This is a genomic window from Levilactobacillus cerevisiae (genome assembly GCF_003946245.1).
Classification (GTDB): Bacteria; Bacillota; Bacilli; order Lactobacillales; family Lactobacillaceae; genus Levilactobacillus; species Levilactobacillus cerevisiae.
Genome location: NZ_RHNN01000033.1, coordinates 20,834 through 37,817, shown reverse-complemented (window position 1 = coordinate 37,817; position 16,984 = coordinate 20,834). Strand labels below are relative to the sequence as shown.

The following is a 16,984-nucleotide window of genomic DNA, read 5'->3' as shown; positions in this document are numbered from 1 at the left end:
TTGGAGGATTAGCTCAGTTGGGAGAGCGTCTGCCTTACAAGCAGAGGGTCACAGGTTCGAGCCCTGTATCCTCCATATGAGCCGTTAGCTCAGTTGGTAGAGCATCTGACTTTTAATCAGAGGGTCGACAGTTCGAGCCTGTCACGGCTCATTCGTCTTCGGACGATTGAGTAATTGGATACAACATGATACTGACTATGCCGACTTAGCTCAGTTGGTAGAGCACCTGTCTTGTAAACAGGGGGTCGGAAGTTCGAATCTTCTAGTCGGCATTTGATTTTGCGGAAGTAGTTCAGTGGTAGAACATCACCTTGCCATGGTGGGGGTCGCGGGTTCGAATCCCGTCTTCCGCTTAATACCGAAAGGTATTAAGCAACACAATTAGATATTTTTTGCACCCATAGCGCAACTGGATAGAGTGTCTGACTACGAATCAGAAGGTTGTAGGTTCGACTCCTACTGGGTGCATTTTAACGGGAAGTAGCTCAGCTTGGTAGAGCACCTGGTTTGGGACCAGGGGGTCGCAGGTTCGAATCCTGTCTTCCCGATTAAATAAATATATTTTATTTAACACTTCGCGGTGTAGCTCAGCTGGCTAGAGCGTTCGGTTCATACCCGAGAGGTCGAGGGTTCGATCCCCCCCGCCGCGATTTAGACTTGAACTGGACCTTTAGCTCAGTTGGTTAGAGCAAACGGCTCATAACCGTTCGGTCGTAGGTTCGAGTCCTACAAGGTCCATCACCAGAGGGCACTTGTACGTGTTTTATTATTATGGAGGATTACCCAAGTCTGGCTGAAGGGAACGGTCTTGAAAACCGTCAGGTGAGTAAAATCACGCGAGAGTTCGAATCTCTCATCCTCCTTTATATTATCGCGGGATGGAGCAGTCTGGTAGCTCGTCGGGCTCATAACCCGAAGGTCGCAGGTTCAAACCCTGCTCCCGCAATTGTTGGTTCGTTGGTCTAGTTGGTTAGGACGCCTCCCTGTCACGGAGGAGATCACGAGTTCGAGTCTCGTACGGACCGTTACTGTGTTTGGTCGCCCGAATGCAGTATCCATAAGATTTGCTAAATGGTTAAATGGCTCGGTAGCTCAGTCGGTAGAGCAATGGATTGAAGCTCCATGTGTCGGCGGTTCGATTCCGTCCCGCGCCATTAAATATATCTCATCATAATGCGGGTATAGTTTAGTGGTAAAACCACAGCCTTCCAAGCTGTTGTCGCGAGTTCGATTCTCGTTACCCGCTTTATATGGGCCTATAGCTCAGCTGGTTTAGAGCGCACGCCTGATAAGCGTGAGGTCGATGGTTCGAGTCCATTTAGGCCCATTATGGAGAAGTACTCAAGTGGCTGAAGAGGTGCCCCTGCTAAGGGTATAGGTCGCGCAAGCGGCGCGAGAGTTCGAATCTCTCCTTCTCCGTTTAGTTATGACCCGTTGGTCAAGTGGTTTAAGACACCGCCCTTTCACGGCGGTAACATGGGTTCGAATCCCGTACGGGTCATTGTCACAATTTAATATTATCGCGGGATGGAGCAGTCTGGTAGCTCGTCGGGCTCATAACCCGAAGGTCGCAGGTTCAAACCCTGCTCCCGCAATTGTTGGTTCGTTGGTCTAGTTGGTTAGGACGCCTCCCTGTCACGGAGGAGATCACGAGTTCGAGTCTCGTACGGACCGTCAGTTAAAGTCTTCCTGTTGGAGGGCTTTTTTGATATCTGCTGAACTCTGTTGTGACGGCTGTTATCCGGCGCCGGTAAGGATAAATTAGTAGCTTAGAGCATGAAAAGAAGATGGCGTCCTCAAAAATTGGGGACGCCATCTTCTTTATTTTACCTCGGTACGGGTGGTTATTAGGTGCTCACGTTTCTACGGCATTCGCGACAAATAGTCTTGCAACCGCTGATCATGGGCGTAAATGTAGAGACCGTGAACGCCACGCTTCATTAAGACGTTAATTGAATTTAAGACCAATTGCTGTTTAATCTGGTTAAGCTCCTTGGGGGCGGTAAGGTCATCACGACGCTTGAAGGCCTCAACGTCCGTGTAGCGAGATAGATCCACAACTAGGTGATTCTGGTCATCCAACGCAATTGGTGGGCCCAGAATCACGCCTACGTAGTTTAGGTCGAATCCTTGACAGGTGTAGATAGAGCCCACCTCGTTAATCGTTTGGGGTAGTTCGGCCCATGGCGTATTTGTATAATTATATTGGTCCCAGGGGAGATGAAATTTTCCTTCGGTGATGTAATGTTTCCCACCATCTAAAGTAGACGGATAGCCGGACGTCGAGACGATTCTGGAGAGGCCCACAGCCTGGTTTCGATTGACAATTGCTTGGCGCATCTGTTCAGCATCAGTAAAGACGCGTAGATCGTAGTCTCGGTCGAGTGAAACTGGTAGTGGGCGGATCCGCCGATGGGTAAAGTCATTAATCCATTGCACCAGACTGTCACTGGCCTGCATCCGAAACTGGTGGGTTAAGCGGTAGGCGTCATGGGCTGTAGGCGTTAGCATTTTTTCCAGCCGGGCCTCCGTCCAGAAACTTTTCATTCGGAGGACTTGGGTCTCATCAAAGACCAGAATAATGACCTTTGCCGTGGCCAACAGGGATTGTAACTGATTGTGACCATAGAAGTTATTGTAGTGATCAGGCTGGGACAGGAGTAAGTGAGCCTCATCAATCACTAGGACATCGGCCTGACGTTTACCTTGAGAAATCTGGTTAATCAAAGTCGTGGGACGCTGGAAGTCCTTTTTCCGTAAATTGGGTTGCTCACCGGCAACTTCGCGATAAACTTTCAAAATTTCTGGATGGTTGACCAGAAAGTAGTTTTCTGTGTCAGCTAGGGGACTAGCTGACTGCGTTCTAGCGGCCGTTTGAATGCGATTGAACAGATGTGCCAGGACAACGCTCTTACCCGTACCGGCATCGCCATAGACGGTAAAAACGGCCGGTCCTGCGTCGTGAACGTGTTGCGTGGTAAAGGACATGATCCGGTCGACTAAGGCCGCCTGCTCACTTGTGAGGGGCAGTAGCGGAGAAATCTTATCAGTGGCCGCGTTGGAATCTGGTAGAACCAAATCATCAGCACCTTTCAAAAAATACATAAGACCATTGTAGCGCGAAACGGGTGACGGAAAAAGGATTGCCAATATTTCACAAGCAAAATAGCCCGCAAATAATAAAGTACGACAACCACTTCGTTTGGCACAAGAGAAATGGTTGTCGTACTTTTGTGAATAAATAGCTAAAACTAGTGATCCTTATCCGCTGTCACCTGTTGATAGGAGGCAGCGTGAAAATGGTTGGCACTGGTTGCGTAGACATCAAATGGCGTAAATGCAGCGGAGTGGCGCCACAGAGCGAAGGCCTCACTGTCAGCCCAGACTGTCAGCAGGACGTACTCATTGTTACTGCGGTTACGCGTCAACATGTACAAGTCCGTCATACCAGTGGGCAGGCCATTGCTGGCTAGACGATTGGCTTTGGCGTCAAACACCTTAGCTGCGTCCGGATCCAGTGTGAAATAGTTGAAATTGAAGAAACCACGCCATGCATGGCTTCCTTGGTGGAGACGAATTTGGTAATCTAGATTGCTTTTAAAGACGCTGGGCTTGCCCGAGACGTCCAACAGTTGCAATCCCTCCTCAGGGGCCGAGCCAGCCATTAAAATCAGCTGACGGTCAGCATTTTGGGAAATAATCCGATCTAGGAAGTCCCGGCTTCCAAAAGTGGTTGATAATTCACGAAGCATGCTTATCCCTCCTGACTGGTTTGTTACCTTTATTATAAGGTTCTTCGATCCAAAAGCGAAACGTTTACACTCTGCGTTCGCCGCGCTACACTAAGAATTGAGAGTTGTGACTGATTCCCAGTAACCTGAAAGGATGATTTGATGAAATTGACAGTTTTAGGGTGTTACGGCGGCTATCCCCATAATGGGATTGGTACCAGTAGTTATTTGTTAACGAGTGGGGACTACCACTTGCTAGTGGATTGTGGTAGCGGCGCTTTGTTGGCGTTGGAAAAAGTGTTGGATCCCTTACAACTCAATGCCGTTCTCTTAACTCATTATCACCATGATCATACGGCAGATGTTGGTGTGCTTCAGTACTTGTGGCAGTTGAAGCAGGGCCAGCGTGCCGAGCCCGTGTTGCCCATTTATGGGCATACGGCGGACCCGTTGAATTTTGGCAGCTTGACTTGGCCCAATGCAACGGTTGGCCAGGCTTATGATCCGACTAAAACCTTGCAATTGGGGCCGTTCAGCGTTGACTTTTTGGCGACCCATCATCCAGTACCCGCGTATGCCCCCCGGATTACGGAAACGGCAACGGGGGCGACCTTGGCGTTCACGGCCGATACGGCGGCCTTTGCCGGACTCGCTGACTGGGCAACCGGTGTTGATGTTTTGCTGGCGGATACCAATTTCTTCGCCGATCATCAAGGACCGGCTTGGCACTTAACCTCGACACAAGCAGGGAATTTGGCACGACAGGCTGGGGTCAAACGGTTACTGTTGACTCATTTGCCACAGACTGGTGATTTAACGCAATTGGCGACTGAGGCCCAAGCGGCTGCTGGCGATGCAACAACTGTTGGAGTGGTTGCAGCTGGCAGCTCCTATGAAATCTAATGGTTTAGATTCGATAAATATTAATTGTCCAAAATTGATTGATTGTCACAATTATGGTATTAGCCAATCAATAAGCCATTAAGTAGCCATATTGGGTGAAATTGTTAATTAAAATATTTATAAAAAGGTCTTCCCTTTTTCTCAGAAATCTGTATAATAGAGCTAATCAAGGAATTAGACATTGAGAGGGAGGAAAAGATTATGACAGTTACGCTTTACACATCGCCTAGTTGTACCTCTTGCCGCAAAGCCCGTCTTTGGTTTGAAGAACATGGAATCGCGTATCGTGAACAGAACATCTTCTCTGAACCCTTAACGATCGATGAAATCAAATCAATTTTGCGGTTAACGGAAGATGGCACCGAAGAAATTGTGTCAAAACGTTCACGAGTTTACCAGGAATTAACGGTTGACTTGGACGACTTACCCCTGCGAGAGTTGTATGCGCTGATTCAGACGCATCCGGGAATTCTGCGCCGACCAATTATGGTGGACGAGAAACGTTTGCAGGTGGGCTTCAATGAAGAGGAGATTCGCCGGTTTTTACCCCGTGAAGTCCGGGCACTTGAACTTAAACGGGCCCAACGTCTAGTAAATGGCGTAAATTAAGCTTAATTAGTTGCATCTGACCGGATTTGTGAGAAAATGTTACTTGCAGTCCGGTTTTTTGGTATGATGACTTTACAAGCCGGAAAAAATGACTAGAATGAGTATCAAGGACAATACCCAACCCACGAGAAAGGGGTGTTATTCATGGAAATGGAACGAATCAATGAAAACACGATTCGGGTAGTTATCGGGAATGATGATTTAAGCGCGCGCGGAATTACCGTGCTGGATTTACTCGGTAACCATAAACAAATCGAAGGCTTCTTCTACAGTATCCTGGAAGAGGTCGACGTTGATCACCAATTTCAAGACAACGACGCGGTAACCTTCCAGGTTTTACCGAACCGAAATGGTCTGGAGTTGTTTATCAGTAAAAATGCAGACGAGGATGATGCCTCGACTGACGACAACCAGGGCGATGCAAGCGTCGATAGTGCTCACCCCGATCAAGTGTCGGACCAAATTAAGGAACACCTGTTAGAGAAGGACAATCAAAAAGATTTCTTCTCTGACTTTAAGGACACCACGGCAAGCGATTCCAATGATATTGAGGATTACTTGAACGATAAGGGACAACCAACGACGACCCGCGTGGTGCAGCTCCACTCATTTGAAGATATGATTAGTTTGGCGCGGGTGTTGCATCTTGAAAATGCAGCTTCTAATCTCTACCGGTACAATAATGCCTTTTATTTGGAACTCGTTTTCTTCACGAACGAAACTTCCCGCGAGTCCATTAAGGACGAACTGGCAGTGGCTTACGAGTATGCAGACCGGACCCAGGTTGCGCCAGATGTTTTGGCGGAACACGGGCAATTGATTATGGAACATTCAGCACTTGAACTCACGCGTTTTCACTTTTTAACCGATTAATCGTCTCAGCAAAAGACCCAACGTTGTTTTGACAGCGTTCGGCCTTTTTTTTAAAATATTTTTATGGCAGCCCAATCTTGGTCACGGAACCGAGGTTGGGCTTTTTGTGCACGGGGCTAGATACAAATTATACCGTCACGCTAGCAACAAATTCCTGATAGGCGGATTCTTCGCCGGTCGACTGACTATGCGCGTCACGTAAGTCCGCCTGGTGGAGCGCAACCTCATCGAGGGTCACCTTGTCAGTGAACGTGGCGTTGCCGATTAGGTGAATGCGACTCTCAGTAAGCGGCGTCGCCAAGTCGATGTGCGTTTTTACCAGGCCACCTGGGTTGAAGACGGTCACGTCCCGCTGCGAGTCAAAGTATTTTGGGTATAACTGGGCGAAGACTAAACTGGTTGCTGACATCCCCGTCCCACAGGCATTGGTGAAGCCAACACCGCGTTCGTAGGTGCGGACGAATAGGCGATTGGTGTCCCGAATTTCCGCGAAGCTAACGTTGACCCCCTCTGGGAAATACGGATTTGCCGCGTTCAGCCGTTCACCTAATTGCCCCAATTGCGCTGGCTCGATGTGATCCACGAAACTAATTAAATGGGGATTGGGAACGGCCACGGCCGTGAAGCGCTGGTCCGCAATGAATTCGGGGATGCGGGCATCCATCATCGTGGTCAGGTCATGGTAGTGGAACGGTAACGCCGCCGCAGCAAAAGAAAGCGGGGCAATCTGCACGCTAAAAGCGGGAACGTGCGGCGCGAGATCCGGTGCCTGGTGAACCTGGAGACTAGCCGCCAAGGTTTCAACCTTGAACGTTGTCTGATCATATTTCTCTGCCAAATACCGGCTGACGGTCCGCAAGCCGTTGCCACACATTTTGGCTTCACTCCCGTCAGCGTTGATAACGCGCATTTGGCCTAAACAGTCGGTGGCAGTCGCGTGATTGATGACGAGTAGGCCGTCAGCGCCGTTTAGGATGCCGGTCACGGGTGAACAGAGTTTGATGGCTAAAGCCGTGAGTTCTTGATTGGTGAGGGGTTGCGTGAGTTGCGTTTGGTCCAGCAAGAAAAATTGATTCTCAGATCCATGGGCCTTGATTAAAGTTGTCATTGTTTATACCTCACTTTTGACAAAAAACGTATCGTAAATGTGGCGAACCGCTGCGGCCGCGTCTTTGCGCTGGGTACCAATCATGATTGAAATGCGGGAGGCCCCCTGATTGATCATCTGAATGGCGATGTCGTGTTGCGTCAAGGAGTCGATGACTCTGCCCATGGTGTCAACCGTATGCGCGATCCCTTCGCCTACGACCATGATAATGGCGTAATCGTCAATCCACTCTAAATAATCCGGTTTTAATGTTTGTCGAATCTCATGGCACAGTGCATTGATTGTCGGTGCATCCAATTTACTTTGGTCAAAGATAATGGTCAGGTCATCGATTCCGGACGGCATATGTTCATAGGAGATACCGTAACGCTGGAAAATTTCCAGTAGCTTCAACGTGAAACCAACTTCCTTATTCAGTAGGTAGCGGTGAAGATATAGCGCGGAGAACCGGGCGGAACACGCGATTCCCGTAATCGGGTTGGCCGGATTGAACAGAAATTGTTCCGGCACAATCAGTGTTCCCGGTGCCGTCGGATTATTGGTATTTTTGACGTTGACCGGTACCTGTCCCTGAACGGCGGGGATGATGGCCTCGTCCTGAAAGACCGAGAACCCGGCGTAAGAAAGTTCCCGCATTTCCCGGTACGACATTTTAGAAATCACGGCTGGGTGTGCGACAATCCGTGGATCAACTGTGTAGATGGCGTCGACGTCGGTGAAATTTTCGTAGAGGTCCGCCTTGAAGCCGCGGCTCAGAATGGCCCCGGTGATGTCCGACCCGCCGCGGGTGAACGTGTAAATGTCACCGCTGGGACTGTAGCCAAAGAATCCCGGGAAAATAATCCGCGGACCAGTTAGTGAAACGTGACTTAAATTTAAATAAGTGGCTGGTAGGACATCAGCGTTGTTGGGTTCACCGCCGACGAGAAAGCCAGCGTCCTTGGGGTCCATAAATTTGGCGGGGATGCCCTGATGCGTCAAAACGGCCGCCAGCAAAATGGCGTTGAGCAGTTCACCGTGCGCCTTGAAAGCCGCCATCAGGTGGTCGGCATCTGCGAACGGGGTAGTGGCCAACGCGCCTAATTTGTGGCTGATGAGAACCATGGTTTCCGGTGGGAGATCGAAGAACGCACTAATTTCTTGATAGCGGGCGGTAATTTGGACCGCGGTAGTCGTCGCGTCTTGATGTTGCTGGATTTGTTGGGCATAGTGGATCAGCAAATCGGTTACTTTGGCATCGCCTTGAGAGCGCTTACCCGGTGCAGAAGTCACGATCACTTGCCGTTCGGGATCCGCCGCAATAATGTTAACGACCTTATCAAATTGTTCGCCGGTGGCCAGTGAACTACCACCAAACTTAACGACTTTCACAAAAATCACCTCAAAAGTAGTTTTAAAATCACATTTATTTTTAATGGCAACTTTAGCAGTTTTCGTGATTAAAGCAAGCAGAATATTTTAAATTCAGTTTGTAAAGTTAGAAAACATTGTGAATTTGCGTCGGACGACTTGACGAATTATGAGAAGTGCTTTAATCTAATAGCAACATCAAATAAGAGGTTGCGACCAACATGAGTACGCCGGTGAGTCCCTGAATGGACTTGGACCCGGCGAAAAGGGACGGTCGCCGAAGCGTTAGTCGATTCAGCGGCTAATTAGCTGGGACGTTGATTCAATAAATCACGGACTGTCGTAGCAAAAAAGTCTGCTACGGGGCGCTTACGACGAATACGATGCAGAATGCAACTTTCTGGGATCTCTTTGTTTGTAAGCAAAGGGATCCCTTTTTTGTCCCGCAGTGAAAGGGTGGTCAAGAAATGATCAGTAGTGAATTGACGGCAAATGAACAGGGGCACTTACTCATTGGCAAGGTGGATGCGACTGAGTTGGCGCAAACGTACGGCACACCACTAGTCGTGTACGATGTCGGCCAGATTCGGCAACAGATTCACGCGTTTCAACAGAGCTTTGCCCAGACTGGACTCCACTATCAAATCAGTTATGCCAGCAAGGCCTTTGCCACCGTTGCCATGTATCAGGTGATTGCGGCGGAAGGACTGCACGCCGACGTGGTCTCTGGCGGGGAGTTGTATACCGCGTTACACGCCGGGTTCCCGGCCGACCACCTCAGCTTCCACGGGAACAATAAGACCCGTGCGGAACTGGAAATGGCGGTCGAAAATCACGTTGGTGTAATCATCTTGGATAATTTCCACGAGGTCGACTTGCTGAAACGGATTCTCCAGGAACGCAGCGCAACCACCAAGGTTATGTTGCGCTTAACGCCGGGGATTTCCGCCCACACGCACCGGTACACCCAAACAGGCCAGGTCGACAGTAAGTTTGGCTTCGACGTTGACTCGGGTCAAGCCACCCGCGCCTTACAAGAGGTCTTGGCCATCCCACAGATGCAATTAATCGGGATTCATGCCCACATCGGCTCGCAAATCTTCGGTGTCGCCGGGTTTGATCTCCTAGTGAAAAAGCTGGTCAGCATTGCCGCCGACTGGCAGGAACAGTTTAACGTGACCCTGCCGATTTTAAATCTAGGAGGCGGGTTCGGCATCACCTACACCCAGGAAGACACGGCGATTGCCCCGGCGGAATTCATTCAACACATTGCCGCCACTTTAAAAACAGCAACCACGGAACGCCACCTGCCACTCCCGGAAATTTGGATCGAACCCGGGCGCGCGATTGTCGGGCCGGCTGGCTATAATTTGTACACCGTGGGTTCACGGAAGGACATCCCCAACCTGGCCTCATATCTGAGTGTTGACGGCGGCATGGGTGACAACATTCGCCCGGCGTTGTACCAGGCCAAATATGAAGCGGTGGTGGCTAACAAGTTGAACGCGCCCCAGCAAGAAACGGTGCACCTGGCCGGGAAGTACTGTGAGTCTGGCGACATCTTAGTCGATCAACTCGCACTGCCACGGACGGAACCAGGTGACCTGATTGCGATGCTGGATACCGGGGCTTACGGCTATTCCATGGCCTCAAACTACAACCGCAATCCGCGACCAGCCGTCGTCTTCGTTGAACAGGGCCAGGCGAAACTAGTGGTACGACGAGAAACGTATGCTGACTTAATTCGCTTGGATGAACCCTACCAGTAAAATGTGCTCGGGCCCAGGCCGTGACGTGACAGGAGGATAAAGACTAATGAAAAAAATGACCGCAACAGAAATTATCAGCTACATTGGCACCGCTGAAAAGGTAACGCCCGTGAAAGCTTACGTGCAAGGACAGATGGCAACTGAAAAGGTTCCGGCAGACGTTAAATGTTTCGCCACAACCGGATTCACCATTTTGATTGGGGATTACCAGGACGTGGCACCACTGCTTGCCGACCTGCCAGCCAGTGCCTACGAGCTGGAAGTGACCGCGCGTAATTCAGCGGTTCCGCTATTAGCCACCCAACAGCTCAACGCGCGGATCGAACCGGGGGCCATCATTCGGGATCAGGTCACGATTGGCGATCACGCCGTCGTTATGATGGGCGCCGTCATTAATATCGGCGCTGAGATTGGCGCCGGTACCATGATTGACATGGGGGCCGTCTTAGGTGGGCGGGCAACCGTCGGCCAGAATGCCCACATTGGCGCCAACGCCGTGCTGGCGGGTGTGGTGGAACCCGCCTCGGCCACACCGGTCCGGATTGGCAACAACGTCACGGTCGGGGCCAATGCCGTCGTTTTGGAAGGCGTTCAGGTTGGTGACAATGCCGTCGTTGGTGCTGGGGCGGTCGTTACCAAGGATGTAGCGGCCAATACCGTCGTTGCCGGCGTTCCGGCGCACGTGATTAAAGTGAAAGATCAACAGACGACTGACAAGACCCACATTGAAAAAACGTTAAGGGAGTTGTAAGCCATGCTGAGCGAATCCGCGTTAATTGACGTTCGCCGTCACCTCCACCAAATTCCGGAGCTGGCGCTACATGAGACGGCGACCCACGCCTATTTAAAGGAAGTTATCAGTCACTATCCCCAAACCTGGTTGACCTGCAAGGAACCTGAAGCGTTGCCGACTGCGTTGCTGGTCAAGGTGGCCGGTAGCCAGCCCCAACGGACGATTGGCTATCGGGCGGACATCGACGCTTTACCAGTCACGGAGAGCCAGCAGCTACCGTTTCACTCGACTCATCCGGGCATCATGCACGCCTGTGGTCACGACATCCACATGACCGTGGCGTTAGGCCTCCTGAGCTACTTCGCCGAGCACCAACCACAAGACAACCTGATCTTTTTCTTTCAACCTGCCGAGGAAAGCGAGAGCGGCGGCAAACAAGCCTATGATTTAGGCCTGTTTACGGGCGACTGGCAAATCGATGAATTTTACGGTCTCCACGACAATTCGGACCTCGCGACCGGTACCATTGGGTGTTGCTTGGGGACTCTGTTTGCGGGGACCAGCGAGGTGAACGTCACCATTCACGGCACGAGTGGCCACGCAGCCTTTCCCCACAAGGCCAACGATGCCGTGATTATCGCCGCTAGTTTTATCACCCAGGTGCAAACGATTATTTCCCGGAATATCGATCCGATTGCCTGTGGCGTGATTACGTTTGGCAAGCTGACGGCCGGGACGATTCGTAACGTGATTGCTGGGGAGGCACGCCTCGAAGGCACCATTCGTGGCCTGACCGAAGAGATGATTTTATTCTTGCGGCAGCGGGTCAGTGAGGTTGCAGCCGGAGTTGCCCAGACCTACAACGCCAAGATTGACGTGACCTTTAATCAGGGGGGCTATTTTCCCGTTGAAAACAATCCGCGACTTACGGCTAACTTTATCCAATATATGCAACGGACGCCGGGCGTGACCTTTCAGGAGACCCGACCAGCTATGACCGGCGAGGACTTTGGGTATTTGCTTCACCAGATACCGGGGACCATGTTTTGGTTGGGCGTGGACAGTCCAGGCGCGCTGCACGCCGCCAATTTTCAACCACACGAAGCAGCGATTATGCAGGGAATTACCGCAATTCAGGGATTTTTGACCGATCGCATGCAGCACTAAAAGGAGCGAACGCTTATGTTTGAACATGCAGATTTATTTACCGCCATCATCACGCCGTTTACCGCCGATGGTCGCGCGATTAACTATGATGCGTTGGAAAAATTAACCACACATCTACTGGCGACGGGCACCAAGGGGTTCGTAATTGGGGGGACGACTGGCGAGACGCCTACCTTAAGTGAGACGGAAAAATTAGACCTCTATACGCGTTTCGCGGTCATGGTTGGCGGTCGCGTGCCCATTATCGCGGGAGCCGGCAGTAACGACACCCAGGGGACCGTCGACTTCGTGCAAAAATTAGGGAAGATTCCCGGCATCGACATGGCGTTGGTGGTGGTTCCTTACTACAACAAGCCCAATCAAAGAGGGATGATTGCCCATTTCGAAACGGTTGCTTCGGCCTCGCCACTACCCGTGATGATTTACAACATTCCCGGGCGAACCGGCGTCTTAATGGCCAAAGAAACCGTGGTGACGCTGGCCCAGAATCCCAACATTGCTGGCGTCAAGCAGTGCAACACGATGGCTGACTTCGAATTTATCGTCGAACACACGCCGGCCGATTTCCTCGTTTACAGTGGGGAAGACGCCCAGGCACTCTTCGCGATTGCGGTCGGCGGCAACGGGGTCATCTCCGTGGCGTCACACATCTACGGGTCACAGATTCGCGAAATGTTAGATGACCTAGAAGGTGGGGACTACCTGGCAGCTGGCGCGCTTCAGCGGCAATTAACGCCGAAGATGGCGGCACTGTTCATGTATCCGTCCCCTTCACCGGTCAAGGCCGTGTTAAACGATCAGGGCTATGAAGTTGGCGACTGCCGGTTACCAATTCTTTCATTAAATAGCGAAGAGAAGGCCACGCTGTACCGGGCGTTAGGCACAAAGGAGGCCCAGGCATGACTACAGTGTTGGTTGCCGGATTTACCGGAGCGATGGGTCAAAAGGCAGTGGCGATGATTACGGCGGATCCCGACTTAGAGTTAGTGGGCGTCTACAATCCCCATGTGACCAGCCTACAGCCGAGTGATTACGGCTTGGCTGAGTCCGTGGGCGTGTACAATGCCTTCACCCAAATCACAGTTATGGCCGACATCTGGCTCGATTTCAGCGTGCCGACCGGTGTTTATGCGAATGCTAAATTTGCAATTGAGCGGGGGATGCGACCGGTGATTGGCACCAGCGGGCTACCGGAAGACCAACAGGTGGCCTTGCAAGCCGCGGCAAATGCCCGGCACTTGGGCGGGGTGATTGCCGCCAACTTTGGGGTAACGGCCGTCTTGATGATGAAATTTGCGCGGGAAGCCGCGGCCTATCTGGATGATGCGGAAATCATTGAGTATCACCACGAAGACAAGCTGGACGCCCCCTCGGGAACGGCCTTGAACACGGCCAAACTGATTTATCAGCAGCAGGGGCATGATGAACCCCGCAACCCGCAGGAACAGGACCCCTTGGGTGCGCGCGGTGGGGACTATCACGGCATCAAGATTCATGCGGTCCGCTTGCCCGGATTCATTGCCGACGAGGAAGTCATCTTCGGTGGCTCTGGAGAAACCTTAACCATCAAGCAGAGTACTACGGATCGGGCGTCCTTCATGAAGGGCGTCCGGCTAGGCATCGATGCGGCCATGAACCGGCAGGACTTGGTGATTGGATTGGAAAATATTTTGTAGCTACGAGGTTGAAAGTAAAAACGTTGGCGTAACCCGCTACACAGTAGGAATATAACGCTGGATATTGGCAACTCGGTCTAAACCTGCCGGCTTACCGTTCGCCAAATTTAGGCTGGAACGCTGTGGGTAGGACGCCGGCAGCCTGTGAGGCGGTCTGCCAGCTCGCTTTGAACCGCACGGACCGCGTTTCAAAGTCGCCATTTTCCAAGAAGAACACATGGAAAATCCCACGGCTGAGCCTAAATTTGGCTCACTCACGCCTACTTAGACTGTGTCCAATTACGGTGGACACACGTTGCCAGTCCAGCGATTGTCTCGGCAATGTTATATTGAAGAACAACCATAACCGGAGGAGGACAGAGGTGGAGGCAGCTGTGTCGACGGCGTTAGCTGAGCGATTTTCTCAGGTTACGCCGTGGGACGCGTTTGGAGACTGTCGGTTCTGGACAGGCTTCAAACCGAGCCGGAGGACCGTCCCTCAGACCGCAGGCGCTCCCCATAGCAGCCGGAATCTCTGGCAGCCGCAGGTGACAATTAACCACTAATTTTGTGGATTAAATCCTTGTTAGCTGGGCCGCTTTAGGTTCATTGGGACTTTCAACCTTTAGTTTTTTAGTGAATAGTTTAAAAAATATAAATGACAGGAAAGTTAGGAGAGGTGACCAATTTGCCACAATTAGATCCCAAGTTAAAACCAATCGTCAATCAAGCGCTAGCACCAATCGCGCCCTCGCAAATCCGCTTCTTCGCAAAGCAATTTGACCAGATTCCGGGAATCATCAAATTAACCCTGGGCGAACCTGATTTCAACGTGCCAGAGCACGTTAAGGAGGCTGCCGTCCGCAGTATTCGGGCTAACAAATCCCATTACTCTGACCAGCGGGGAATCGTGGAACTACGTGAGGCAATCAGTCATTATTTGAAAAAACGTTTTCAGGTAGACTACGATGCCGCCACTGAGATTGTGGTGACCGTGGGGGCGACCGAGGCAATCTTCTCGACGCTGGCCAGCATCATTAATCCCGGTGACAAAATCATCGTCGCCACGCCGACCTTTGCCCTGTATTGGCCGGTGATTGAAATCTTTGGGGGAATTCCGATTCAAGTGGATACGTCGGCCGACAACTTTCGGCTGACTGGCCGGCATCTACAGGAAGTCTTGGACCGAGAAGGCGCAGCCAACGTGAAAGCGGTGGTCCTGAATTTCCCCGGCAATCCGACGGGAGTTACCTATAGTCGCGCGCAGCTTCAGGAAGTGGCGGACGTGGTTAAACAACACGCAATGTACGTCTTAACCGATGAAATTTACGCGGAATTAACTTATGGCCAGAAACATACGTCGATGGCTGAGTTATTACCGCAACAAACGATTTTGATTAATGGCTTATCTAAGTCTCACGCCATGACGGGTTACCGGATTGGTTACTTCGCCGGTCCAAAAGCATTTGTGACGAATGCCAGCAAAATTCATGGTTTCGCGATCACCAGTCCCTCCAATCCTGCCCAGTACGCGGCCTTAGAGGCGTTGACCAACGGTTTAGACGACGCAGAGGAGATGCGGCACATTTACCAACAACGGCGCGACTACATCGTGCCAAAGCTCAATGAACTGGGTTATGAGACCCAGTTGCCGGCGGGCGCCTTCTATGCGTTTGCGAAGATTCCAGCTAGCTTTGGGCTCACTTCCGTAGAATTTGCGACGAAACTGGCTGAAGAGGCCAAGGTGGGCGTGACCCCCGGCAGTGCATTTGGCGCTGGTGGTGAAGGCTACGTGCGAATTTCATATGCTTCAGCGATGACGGATATTCAGGAGGCCATGAAGCGGTTAGCAAGTTTTACGGCTAAAATGACGGAGAACGTGTTGAATTAACAGGAAGGAATGAGTGTTTATGGGGACAGGTTTTGTCGTTGCCATCTTAGGTGCCACTGGGGCCGTGGGGACCCGCTTGATTCAGCAGTTAGAACAGTCGACGATTCCCGTGTCGGCAGTTAAGTTACTCGCGTCTGAACGATCAGCTGGGAAAATTTTAACCTTTAAGGGTCAGGCTATGACGGTTGAAGTGGCGCGACCAGAATCGTTTGCAGGCGTCGATCTCGTCTTGGCGTCGGCCGGCGGGGACGTGTCAAAACGGCTATTGCCGGAAGCCGTCAAGCGTGGGGCCGTTTGTGTGGACAACACCAGCGCGTTTCGGATGAACCCGGACGTTCCGTTAGTCGTCCCAGAGGTGAATGAATCAGCGCTGGCTCAGCATCACGGCATCATTGCTAACCCCAACTGTTCGACCATCCAGATGATGGTGGCGTTGGCACCCATTCGCCAGGCAGTCGGTTTACGCCAGATTATCGTGTCGACGTATCAGGCGGCCTCCGGGGCGGGGCAGTCTGCGTTACAGGAATTGTATCGGGAAGCACAAGACTTTTTGGACGGGAAGCCCATGCAAGCCGCTATCTTCCCCACCAAGGGGGAGCAGAAACACTACCCGTTGGCCTTCAACCTCCTACCACAAATTGACGTGCTGGAGGACAATCTGTATTCCCATGAAGAGTGGAAGATGATTCACGAAACCAAGAAAATAATGCTGGGAGACATGGATGCCAGCGAGATAAAGGTCACGGCGACCTGTGTTCGGGTGCCGGTACCAATTAGCCACGGTGAGTCCATCTGGATTGATACGGGGAATCCGGACGCCACGGTTGCGCAAGTACGCCAATCACTTACAACAGCGCCGGGGGTTGTTTTACAGGATGATCCCAGCCATCAGGTCTATCCCCAACCGGTGAATGCGACTGGGACTCGCGAGACCTACGTTGGTCGGGTCCGACCAGATTTGGAAAATCCTGGCGCATTCAATCTCTGGGTCGTCTCCGATAACCTGTTGAAGGGTGCCGCGTGGAACACCGTGCAGATTGCCCAATGCCTTGTCGCAGATGGCTTAGTTCACGCTGGTGTAGTCAGCAAGGGTGGTGTTCGGTGAGTGGAAATAGAGCTAATTGTTAGGTACAATCGACTAGTTGCACACTGACTTGTATATAGCAATAAGCGGTTGCTTCAGTAGTCACGGATT

General features: G+C 51.5%; 14 protein-coding genes, 18 tRNA genes and 1 riboswitch. Of the genes, 28 read left to right on the top strand and 4 right to left on the bottom strand.

The window, feature by feature from the left end; all coding sequences use genetic code 11:
* The first annotated feature begins 2 nt into the window (after nt 1-2).
* The 18 genes from EKM99_RS13560 (at nt 3) to EKM99_RS13475 (ending at nt 1,674) form a co-directional block, all read left to right on the top strand.
* Nucleotides 3-75: transfer RNA gene (locus tag EKM99_RS13560), tRNA-Val, on the top strand.
* Between the two features lie 3 nt (nt 76-78).
* Nucleotides 79-151: transfer RNA gene (locus tag EKM99_RS13555), tRNA-Lys, on the top strand.
* Between the two features lie 48 nt (nt 152-199).
* A tRNA-Thr gene (locus EKM99_RS13550) sits at nt 200-272 on the top strand.
* Nucleotides 273-281: 9 nt separating this feature from the next.
* Nucleotides 282-353 (top strand) — tRNA-Gly (locus EKM99_RS13545).
* A 41-nt stretch (nt 354-394) separates the two neighbouring features.
* Nucleotides 395-468, top strand: a tRNA-Arg gene (locus EKM99_RS13540).
* Nucleotides 469-474: 6 nt separating this feature from the next.
* A tRNA-Pro gene (locus tag EKM99_RS13535) sits at nt 475-548 on the top strand.
* Between the two features lie 28 nt (nt 549-576).
* Nucleotides 577-650 (top strand) — tRNA-Met (locus tag EKM99_RS13530).
* Nucleotides 651-664: 14 nt separating this feature from the next.
* Nucleotides 665-738: transfer RNA gene (locus tag EKM99_RS13525), tRNA-Ile, on the top strand.
* A gap of 35 nt (nt 739-773) precedes the next feature.
* Nucleotides 774-863, top strand: a tRNA-Ser gene (locus tag EKM99_RS13520).
* A gap of 9 nt (nt 864-872) precedes the next feature.
* Nucleotides 873-946: transfer RNA gene (locus tag EKM99_RS13515), tRNA-Met, on the top strand.
* Nucleotides 947-951: 5 nt separating this feature from the next.
* Nucleotides 952-1,025, top strand: a tRNA-Asp gene (locus EKM99_RS13510).
* A gap of 56 nt (nt 1,026-1,081) precedes the next feature.
* Nucleotides 1,082-1,154, top strand: a tRNA-Phe gene (locus EKM99_RS13505).
* Nucleotides 1,155-1,175: 21 nt separating this feature from the next.
* Nucleotides 1,176-1,246: transfer RNA gene (locus tag EKM99_RS13500), tRNA-Gly, on the top strand.
* Between the two features lie 6 nt (nt 1,247-1,252).
* Nucleotides 1,253-1,327: transfer RNA gene (locus EKM99_RS13495), tRNA-Ile, on the top strand.
* A 4-nt stretch (nt 1,328-1,331) separates the two neighbouring features.
* Nucleotides 1,332-1,419 (top strand) — tRNA-Ser (locus EKM99_RS13490).
* Between the two features lie 9 nt (nt 1,420-1,428).
* Nucleotides 1,429-1,501, top strand: a tRNA-Glu gene (locus tag EKM99_RS13485).
* A 20-nt stretch (nt 1,502-1,521) separates the two neighbouring features.
* Nucleotides 1,522-1,595: transfer RNA gene (locus EKM99_RS13480), tRNA-Met, on the top strand.
* A gap of 5 nt (nt 1,596-1,600) precedes the next feature.
* Nucleotides 1,601-1,674, top strand: a tRNA-Asp gene (locus tag EKM99_RS13475).
* A gap of 189 nt (nt 1,675-1,863) precedes the next feature.
* Here the strand turns inward: EKM99_RS13475 and EKM99_RS13470 are convergent.
* On the bottom strand, nt 1,864-3,105 hold the full coding sequence (locus EKM99_RS13470; protein WP_125583933.1) for a DUF2075 domain-containing protein: 1,242 nt from the start codon (nt 3,103-3,105) through the stop codon (nt 1,864-1,866).
* 146 nt (nt 3,106-3,251) lie between these two features.
* Complete coding sequence (locus EKM99_RS13465) at nt 3,252-3,752, bottom strand: antibiotic biosynthesis monooxygenase (RefSeq protein WP_125583932.1); 501 nt, start codon at nt 3,750-3,752, stop codon at nt 3,252-3,254.
* 141 nt (nt 3,753-3,893) lie between these two features.
* Between EKM99_RS13465 and EKM99_RS13460 the strand changes: the two genes are divergently transcribed.
* The 3 genes from EKM99_RS13460 to EKM99_RS13450 all read left to right on the top strand — a co-directional run bounded on the left by EKM99_RS13460 (nt 3,894) and on the right by EKM99_RS13450 (nt 6,116).
* The gene (locus tag EKM99_RS13460; protein WP_125583931.1) at nt 3,894-4,634 is read left to right on the top strand and encodes an MBL fold metallo-hydrolase; all 741 of its coding nucleotides are present in this window, start codon (nt 3,894-3,896) and stop codon (nt 4,632-4,634) included.
* A 201-nt stretch (nt 4,635-4,835) separates the two neighbouring features.
* Complete coding sequence (gene spxA, locus EKM99_RS13455; RefSeq protein ID WP_125583930.1) at nt 4,836-5,243, top strand: transcriptional regulator SpxA; 408 nt, start codon at nt 4,836-4,838, stop codon at nt 5,241-5,243.
* Between the two features lie 144 nt (nt 5,244-5,387).
* Complete coding sequence (locus tag EKM99_RS13450) at nt 5,388-6,116, top strand: adaptor protein MecA (RefSeq protein ID WP_125583929.1); 729 nt, start codon at nt 5,388-5,390, stop codon at nt 6,114-6,116.
* A 127-nt stretch (nt 6,117-6,243) separates the two neighbouring features.
* On the opposite strand, the gene dapF is transcribed toward EKM99_RS13450, so the two are convergent.
* Complete coding sequence (dapF, locus tag EKM99_RS13445) at nt 6,244-7,224, bottom strand: diaminopimelate epimerase (RefSeq protein WP_125583928.1); 981 nt, start codon at nt 7,222-7,224, stop codon at nt 6,244-6,246.
* Nucleotides 7,225-7,227: 3 nt separating this feature from the next.
* Nucleotides 7,228-8,595: an aspartate kinase gene (locus EKM99_RS13440; RefSeq protein ID WP_125583927.1), complete on the bottom strand. Its 1,368-nt coding sequence runs from the start codon at nt 8,593-8,595 to the stop codon at nt 7,228-7,230.
* A gap of 175 nt (nt 8,596-8,770) precedes the next feature.
* Nucleotides 8,771-8,953, top strand: a riboswitch (Lysine riboswitch).
* A gap of 88 nt (nt 8,954-9,041) precedes the next feature.
* On the opposite strand from EKM99_RS13440, the gene lysA reads away from it, so the two are divergent.
* The 7 genes from lysA to EKM99_RS13405 all read left to right on the top strand — a co-directional run bounded on the left by lysA (nt 9,042) and on the right by EKM99_RS13405 (nt 16,894).
* The gene (gene lysA / locus EKM99_RS13435) at nt 9,042-10,343 is read left to right on the top strand and encodes a diaminopimelate decarboxylase (protein ID WP_125583926.1); all 1,302 of its coding nucleotides are present in this window, start codon (nt 9,042-9,044) and stop codon (nt 10,341-10,343) included.
* 46 nt (nt 10,344-10,389) lie between these two features.
* Nucleotides 10,390-11,094, top strand: coding sequence for a 2,3,4,5-tetrahydropyridine-2,6-dicarboxylate N-acetyltransferase (dapD, locus tag EKM99_RS13430; RefSeq protein ID WP_125583925.1), 705 nt, complete (start codon nt 10,390-10,392; stop codon nt 11,092-11,094).
* Between the two features lie 3 nt (nt 11,095-11,097).
* Complete coding sequence (locus EKM99_RS13425; RefSeq protein ID WP_125583924.1) at nt 11,098-12,243, top strand: N-acetyldiaminopimelate deacetylase; 1,146 nt, start codon at nt 11,098-11,100, stop codon at nt 12,241-12,243.
* Nucleotides 12,244-12,258: 15 nt separating this feature from the next.
* Nucleotides 12,259-13,146 (top strand): 4-hydroxy-tetrahydrodipicolinate synthase, encoded by an 888-nt coding sequence (gene dapA, locus EKM99_RS13420; protein WP_125583923.1) that lies wholly within the window; start codon nt 12,259-12,261, stop codon nt 13,144-13,146.
* Entirely contained in the window at nt 13,143-13,919 is a 777-nt protein-coding gene (gene dapB / locus EKM99_RS13415; protein WP_125583922.1) for a 4-hydroxy-tetrahydrodipicolinate reductase, read from the top strand. The genes dapA and dapB overlap by 4 nt, the downstream gene beginning before the upstream one ends.
* A 667-nt stretch (nt 13,920-14,586) precedes the next feature.
* Complete coding sequence (locus tag EKM99_RS13410; RefSeq protein WP_125583936.1) at nt 14,587-15,789, top strand: aminotransferase class I/II-fold pyridoxal phosphate-dependent enzyme; 1,203 nt, start codon at nt 14,587-14,589, stop codon at nt 15,787-15,789.
* A gap of 19 nt (nt 15,790-15,808) precedes the next feature.
* A complete protein-coding gene (locus tag EKM99_RS13405; RefSeq protein ID WP_125583921.1) occupies nt 15,809-16,894 on the top strand; it encodes an aspartate-semialdehyde dehydrogenase in 1,086 nt (361 codons plus the stop codon).
* Nucleotides 16,895-16,984: the final 90 nt, after the last annotated feature.